This is a genomic window from Actinocorallia libanotica, assembly GCF_039525175.1.
GTDB lineage: Bacteria > Actinomycetota > Actinomycetes > Streptosporangiales > Streptosporangiaceae > Actinocorallia > Actinocorallia libanotica.
The window spans coordinates 142,975-149,755 of record NZ_BAAAHH010000022.1 but is presented as its reverse complement, the minus strand read 5'-3'; the positions used below and the strand labels follow the sequence as shown (position 1 = coordinate 149,755).

Sequence of the window (6,781 nt, the reverse complement as noted above, 5' to 3'; positions counted from 1 at the left end):
GCCGATGGTACTGCATGGGAGACTGTGTGGGAGAGTAGGTCACCGCCGCAATCAACGTGTGAAAGGCCCTGGACATTCGTCCGGGGCCTTTCCGCATTTCCGGACCCTTTCCGCATTTCCAGGACTTTCCCACGAGGCGGGAGAACGCCCCCGGACCGGCCGGGGGCGGTGTCCTCTAGCCCAGGACGCCCAGGTCGGTCAGGGAGCTCTCCAGGAGGCCCTCAAGCCGTTCGACGGCGGTCGCGGACAGGGGCCTGCCGCGCTCCTCGGCGGGCAGCAGGTCGACCGCGCAGCGCAGATCCCAGTACGGGTGGTGGTCGTAGTTGCCCCGCACCTGCTCGAAGGCGGCGCCGAACGCGTCGGCCGCCTCGCGTCCGTACCGCAGCAGGAGGCTGCAGCGCATGTGGGCGACGTCCACGCCGATCGGCCCGTAGGAGGCGCGGTCCCAGTCGACGACGCCGCACAGCCTCCCGCACGCCCACAACGAGTTGTCGGGGTGGTAGTCGCGGTGGATGAAGTGCGGGGTGAACGCCGGCTGGGGGTCGGTGGCCACCTCCAGCGCCTTGTCCCAGATCCCGGGGTTGCGGGCGTGGAAGGGCGGCTGGCGGATCTGCAGCCGGTTGTGGGGCGTGTAGGGCGGCATGGTGGTGCCGCCCTTGACGTCGTGCAGGGTCACCAGGGCCGCGGCGAGCTGGATGAGGTACTCCGAGAGGTCCTCGGGCATGGGCCGCGGCGGGTGGCCGGGCAGCCGGGTGATGAGCAGCGCGGGGGCGTCGCAGCGGCCGCCGGAGGGGTCGGCGGCGATGAGCTGGGGGGTGGGGATCTCGCAGCCCGCCAGCAGGGCCAGGGCGGCGATCTCGCGTTCGGGCGGGAAGTCGCCGTCCCATTCGGTCCAGCGGCGCAGCACGAGCCGGTGCCGGGCGCCCGAGCGGGTCTCGACGAGCAGGGAGTGGTTGGTGTGGGAGGTGCCGCCGGTGATGGGGCGGATGGCCTGCACCGCGCTGCCGGGCCCCAGGCATTCGCAGACCCAGCGCAGGGTCGCCTCGCTCGGCGGCCTGCCAAGGGGAAGAGCCCTGGGGATCTGGGTGTCCAGTGGGGCGTTGGCGGTGGTCACGGGTCCATGTAAACGGATCGGGAACGGGTGGAGGAGTGATTTTGCGAAGACCGAACGTAACACTTCACCGGGTGCGCACGTGGCCTTACGGCTCGCGGTGGGCGCAAGGACGCCGCAAGGCCACGTCCGGTGATTTCCGTTACTCCTTGCCGTCCCGGCGGGGTCGGAGGAGGGCTTCGGCGAGGGCGAGCATCGTCTCTTCGAGGGTGGCGAGGCGCTTGAGGACGTCCTGGTGCACGGCCGACACCTTCTTGCTGACGTCCTCCTGGACGCCGTCGACGCGCTTGCCGAGCTCGGTCTGCACGTACTCCGAGCGCTTGGTGACCTCTTCGTGCACCGCGTCGGAGCGCTTGGCGACCTCGTCGTGCACGGCCTCGGAGCGCTTGATGACCTCCTCGAAGACGTTCTCGACGCGCTTGGCGACATCGTCGTGGATGTCGTCGAAGCGCTTGGAGATGTCGCCGCGGACGTCGTCGAAGCGGCGGGCGACGTCGTCGTGGGCGCCGTCGAAGCGCTTGCCGAGGTCCTCGCGGACGCTGCCGACCTGCTTGCCGACGCCTTCCATGGCGTCGTCGACACGGCGCATGAGGTCGTCCTGGATGCCGTCGACCCGGCGCTTGACCTCTTCCTGAACGGTTCGGGTGGTCTCGTCCAGGCGGCGGGCCAGGTCGTGGTGGGCGGCGTCGACGATCTTGGTGATGGTGTCCTCGACCTCGCCCCGGTCGGGACGCGAGCGCAGCTCCACGATGAGCGGGTCGGTGACCGTGCTGATCTGGCGCTCCAGCTCGTCGAAGCGCTCCTCGTAGTCGTGGGCGGGGCGCTGGGCCAGGTCGGCGAGCCTGCGGTGGACCTCCTTGATCTCCAGCGCGGCGGGGAGCTGGCCCACCCGTTCGCCGAGCGCGTCGAACCGGCTGTCGTAGCCGTCGATCCTGCCGGTGAGGCCGTCCAGGCGGCCGTCGAGCCCGTCCAGCCGGCCGGCCAGGCCCTCGACGCGGCCGCCGAGCGCGGCAAGGCCCTGGTCGGTGCGCTCGGCGAGCTCGCCGAGGGAGCGCTCCACCCGGCCGGTGATGCCGGTGATGGTGTGCTCGAGCTTCTCCGAGCGGTGGCCGAGCTCGGCGAGGGACTTGTCGAGCCGGTTGAAGCGGACGGAAGCGGCCTCCATGTTGCCCTGCAGCTTCTCCAGCCACTTGGTCATCTCGGACATGCGCTGGGTGGCGTGCTGGGTGGTGTCCATGAGCGCCTGGAGCCGGGAGAGGCCCTCGTCCACGTTCTCGGCGACGGCGCCGACGTCGGCCCACAGGGCGGGCAGCTCGCCCACCGGCCGGACGCGCTCGCCGACCGCCTCGATGTGCTCGGCGAGCCCCTCGGCCCATTCCGGGGGGCGGCCGGTGAGCTCCTCCATCCGGCCCCGCACGCCGTCCAGCTGGCCGGCCAGGCCGCCGAGCTCGCGTTCCCGGACCTCCCGCAGCAGCCATTCCATGCCCTCGAGCCGCTGGCGGATCTCGTCCAGGACCTGACCCTGTGAACGCGATTCGTACACATGGTCCTGCGCCGCCCTGGCGAGCAACTCCCGCATCCGGTCCGAGACCGGCTGACCCCCCGTCTGCAGGAAGTTGTGATTCGTTTCCACCCGTTGCCCCTTCTTGTGCCCGCCCCGGGAATTCCCGTCGGGGCGCGGCAGTGATTTGGAAGCCCATACTTTAGTGCTTGATCATGAAAATGCTGAGTCGCGCCAGGGATCGCGGAGAGTTTCAGAGAATCATGGAAATTGCGCGCCCTGGGGCGATGGTCCGATCAGTCCCGCCGGTGGCGGCCCTCGTAGGGAGCCGTGAAGTGGCCGTTGTGCTGCGCCGCGGCCAGCGGATATTCAAGATCGAAAACGCTGCTGTCGAGCAGCCGGAAGAGGCTCTGCTCGGTGGTGAACACCCCTCTGCAGAACCCGCATTGGGCAATGGTGATTTCGCCGTGCTGGTAGCTCGTCATTTCAGCACGGCATTTCGGGCAGAACAAGATCGCCTCGGTCAACGCCGACCCCCCGTCAGGCTGCTATTTCACCCACACTAGTAACGGCAATGCCCGAATGGATGCATTGTTTGCCCGATCCTGGGGAGCTCGGCGTCAGTGTTTGGGTTTGGCGCACAGCAGGGCGACGGGGGCCTCGCCCACCCGGGTGAGGACCACGGTGCCCTCGGCCGAGCCGGCCGAGCAGGCGGGGCGGAGGTCGCGGTGCAGCCGGTCGAGGTCGGCGGCGAAGCCGCGCTTCTTGAGCGTCAGCGCGCCGACGCCGTGGGCGCGCAGCGCGGCCTTGAGGCGCTTGACCGAGAACGGAAGGACTTCGCGGACCTCGTAGGCGGCGGTGAAGGGCGTCTCCTTCAGCACGTCCGAGGTGATGTAGGCGATCCGCGGGTCGGCCAGGCCGCCGTCCACCAGCGCCGCCGCCTCGCCGACGAGGTGGGCGCGGATGACGGCGCCGTCCGGCTCGTACAGGTAGCGGCCCCAGGGGCGCACCGGGGGCGTGGACAGCGCGGGGTCGGGGGCCAGGGTGTGCGTCTCGCCGTTCCGGAGCAGGGTGGCGCGGCGCGGCGGGCCTTCGGCGAGGCCGCCCAGCCACAGCGCCGCCTCCTTGACGTCGCCCCCGTCGGAGACCCACTCGGCGCACGCCCCCTCGGGGATGGCCTCGTACGGGATGCCGGGCGCGACCTTGACGCAGGCCGCCGGGGCGCGGGAGGCGAGCGCGAGCAGGGCGTCCAGCGGCGGCTCGTAGGCCTTGGGGTCGAACACGCGGCCGCGCGCCGTGCGCCGCCCCGGGTCGGCGAAGACCGCCGCGTACCCCGCCGGGTCCTGGTCGAGCGCGTCGCCCACCCGGGCGCGGGCGATCCCGTCGACGCCGAAGGCCGCCAGGTTGGCCGAGGCGACCGCGACGGTGAGCGGGTCGAGGTCGACGCCCGTGCCCGGCACGCCGGCGCGGGCGCGGAAGAGGAGGTCGGCGCCGATGCCGCAGCACAGCTCCAGCACCGTGCCCGAGTCCGCGTACTCGGCGAACCGCGCGGCGCGGTGGGCGGCGACCGGGGCGCGGGTGGACTGCTCCAGCCCCTGGGGGGTGAAGTACATGCGCGCCGCGTCCGCGCCGAACTTGGCGGCGGCCCTGGCGCGCAGCCGCACCTGGACGAGGGCCGCGCCGACCAGCTCCGCGGGGAAGCGGGCGCGCAGGCGCGCCGTGGTCGCCAGCAGCGCGCGCTCGGAGACGTCGGAGGCCGCCGCGGCGTCCAGGGCCTCCCGCCCGGCGGGAGTGCGCAGGGCCTCGAAATCGGCGATCTCCATAAGCCCAAGGTAGAGGCTTGGCGGGTGTCCGGTTGACTGTCCGGAGGGCACGGAATAATCTCACGGTTGGCACTCTCCCGGGGAGAGTGCCAATGCGACGAGCCCGGTCTGGCACCCGCGACGACAGGCCGGTCGAGGTCGCCTCCTTAAAGCAGACACGCACACTTCACAATCGAAGGGGAGGTCCGACATGTCGACCGCCACCAAGGTTGTTCTCAAGCCGCTCGAGGACCGCATCGTGGTCCAGCCCCTCGAGGCAGAGACCACCACCGCCTCCGGCCTGGTCATCCCGGACACCGCCAAGGAGAAGCCCCAGGAGGGCACCGTCGTGGCCGTGGGCCCCGGCCGCGTCGACGACAAGGGCGCCCGCGTCCCGGTCGACGTCTCCGTCGGCGACGTCGTCCTGTACTCCAAGTACGGCGGCACCGAGGTCAAGTACAGCGGCGAGGAGTACCTCGTCCTCTCCGCCCGCGACGTTCTCGCGATCGTCGAGAAGTAGTCGCGGCGGCGCCCCGCGGTTCTGAGGGCGGCGGGACGCCGACCGGTTTTCTTCGCTCCGCCCCGGCGGCCCCCTGGGCGGCCGGGGCGGAGCCTTCTGACCCGAGAGATCACGAGGAACAGTCGCCATGGCCAAGATCCTGGAGTTCGACGAGGGCGCCCGCCGCGCCCTCGAGCGCGGCGTCAACGCGCTCGCCAACGCCGTGAAGGTGACGATCGGCCCGCGCGGCCGCAACGTCGTCATCGACAAGAAGTTCGGCGCCCCGACCATCACGAACGACGGCGTGACCATCGCCCGTGAGGTCGAGCTGGAGGACCCCTACGAGAACCTGGGCGCCCAGCTCGTCAAGGAGGTCGCCACCAAGACCAACGACATCGCCGGCGACGGCACCACCACCGCGACCGTGCTCGCCCAGGCGCTGGTGCGCGAGGGCCTGCGCAACGTGGCCGCCGGCGCCTCGCCGCTGAGCCTCAAGCGCGGCATGGACGCCGCCGCCAAGCACGTCGCCGACGTGCTGCTGAAGTCGGCGATCGAGGTGGACGACAAGGCGTCCATCGCGCACGTCGGCACCATCTCCGCCCAGGACTCGCGGATCGGCGAGCTGATCGCCGAGGCGTTCGACAAGGTGGGCAAGGACGGCGTCATCACCGTCGAGGAGAGCAACACCTTCGGCCTGGAGCTGGAGTTCACCGAGGGCCTCCAGTTCGACAAGGGCTACCTGTCGCCGCACATGGTGACCGACCCCGAGCGCATGGAGGCCGTCCTGGAGGACGCCTACGTGCTCATCGTCGAGGGCAAGATCTCCAGCGTCAACGAGTTCCTGCCGCTGGCCGAGAAGGTCGCGCAGAGCAAGAAGGCGCTGCTGGTCATCGCCGAGGACGTCGAGGGCGAGGCGCTGGCGCTGCTGGTCGCCAACAAGATCCGCGGCACCTTCCTGTCCGTCGCGGTCAAGGCGCCGGGCTTCGGCGACCGCCGCAAGGCCATGCTGGGCGACATCGCCACGCTGACCGGCGGCCAGGTCGTCTCCGAGGCCATCGGCCTCAAGCTCGACAGCGTCGGCCTGGAGGTGCTGGGCCAGGCCCGCCGCATCACCGTCACCAAGGACGCCACCACCATCGTGGACGGCCTGGGCGACGCGCAGGCGATCTCCGACCGGGTCCGCCAGATCAAGGTCGAGATCGAGAACAGCGACTCCGACTGGGACCGCGAGAAGCTGCAGGAGCGGCTGGCCAAGCTGGCCGGCGGCGTCTGCGTGCTGCGCGTCGGCGCGGCCACCGAGGTGGAGCTCAAGGAGAAGAAGCACCGCCTGGAGGACGCGATCTCGGCCACCCGCGCCGCGATCGAGGAGGGCATCGTCTCCGGCGGCGGCTCGGCCCTGACCCACGTGGCCAAGGAGAGCTTCGAGGGCCTGGGCCTGACCGGCGACGAGGCCACCGGCGCCGAGGCGCTGCGCCGCGCGCTGGTCGAGCCGGCCCGCTGGATCGCCGAGAACGCCGGCCAGGAGGGCTACGTCGTCGTCTCCAAGATCCAGGCGCTGCCGGCCGGCCACGGCTACAACGCCGCGACCGGCGAGTACGGCGACCTCAAGGCGCAGGGCGTCATCGACCCGGTCAAGGTGACCCGCTCCGCGGTCACCAACGCCGCGTCGATCGCCGGCATGCTGCTGACCACCGAGGCGCTCGTGGTGGAGAAGCCCGAGGAGGAGGCGCCCGCCGCCGCGGGCGGCCACGGCCACGGGCACGGCCACGGTCACTGACCGCTGACGGGGAACCCCCGTGGAACCGGGAAGCCGGTTTCCATGGGGGTTTTCTGTATTCAAAACATGGTTTCATCGGACGCGTCCCGGC

At 71.0% G+C, this 6,781-nt stretch carries 6 protein-coding genes; 2 read left to right on the top strand and 4 right to left on the bottom strand.

The annotated features are described in order from the left end of the window. Positions 1-175: 175 nt before the first annotated feature. The 4 genes from ABD140_RS24755 to ABD140_RS24740 form a co-directional block, all read right to left on the bottom strand. A complete protein-coding gene (locus ABD140_RS24755) occupies positions 176-1,114 on the bottom strand; it encodes a phosphotransferase family protein (protein WP_344243354.1) in 939 nt (312 codons plus the stop codon). A 139-nt stretch (positions 1,115-1,253) separates the two neighbouring features. Next, the gene (locus tag ABD140_RS24750) at positions 1,254-2,744 is read right to left on the bottom strand and encodes a hypothetical protein (protein ID WP_344243352.1); all 1,491 of its coding nucleotides are present in this window, start codon (positions 2,742-2,744) and stop codon (positions 1,254-1,256) included. Between the two features lie 164 nt (positions 2,745-2,908). After that, positions 2,909-3,139 (bottom strand): zf-TFIIB domain-containing protein, encoded by a 231-nt coding sequence (locus ABD140_RS24745; protein ID WP_344243351.1) that lies wholly within the window; start codon positions 3,137-3,139, stop codon positions 2,909-2,911. A 93-nt stretch (positions 3,140-3,232) separates the two neighbouring features. Further along, positions 3,233-4,435 (bottom strand): class I SAM-dependent methyltransferase, encoded by a 1,203-nt coding sequence (locus ABD140_RS24740; RefSeq protein ID WP_344243350.1) that lies wholly within the window; start codon positions 4,433-4,435, stop codon positions 3,233-3,235. A gap of 190 nt (positions 4,436-4,625) precedes the next feature. On the opposite strand from ABD140_RS24740, the gene groES reads away from it, so the two are divergent. Both groES and groL read left to right on the top strand, forming a co-directional pair. Continuing rightward, on the top strand, positions 4,626-4,934 hold the full coding sequence (gene groES / locus ABD140_RS24735; RefSeq protein ID WP_344243349.1) for a co-chaperone GroES: 309 nt from the start codon (positions 4,626-4,628) through the stop codon (positions 4,932-4,934). 127 nt (positions 4,935-5,061) lie between these two features. After that, positions 5,062-6,690: a chaperonin GroEL gene (gene groL, locus ABD140_RS24730; protein ID WP_344243348.1), complete on the top strand. Its 1,629-nt coding sequence runs from the start codon at positions 5,062-5,064 to the stop codon at positions 6,688-6,690. The last annotated feature ends 91 nt before the right edge of the window (positions 6,691-6,781 follow it).

Excerpts from the sequence above, each read along its gene's own strand:
- groL (WP_344243348.1), top strand. The coding sequence starts at position 5,062 with ATGGCCAAGATCCTGGAGTTCGACGAGGGCGCCCGCCGCGCCCTCGAG.
- ABD140_RS24740 (WP_344243350.1), bottom strand. The coding sequence starts at position 4,435 with ATGGAGATCGCCGATTTCGAGGCCCTGCGCACTCCCGCCGGGCGGGAG.
- groES (WP_344243349.1), top strand. The coding sequence starts at position 4,626 with ATGTCGACCGCCACCAAGGTTGTTCTCAAGCCGCTCGAGGACCGCATC.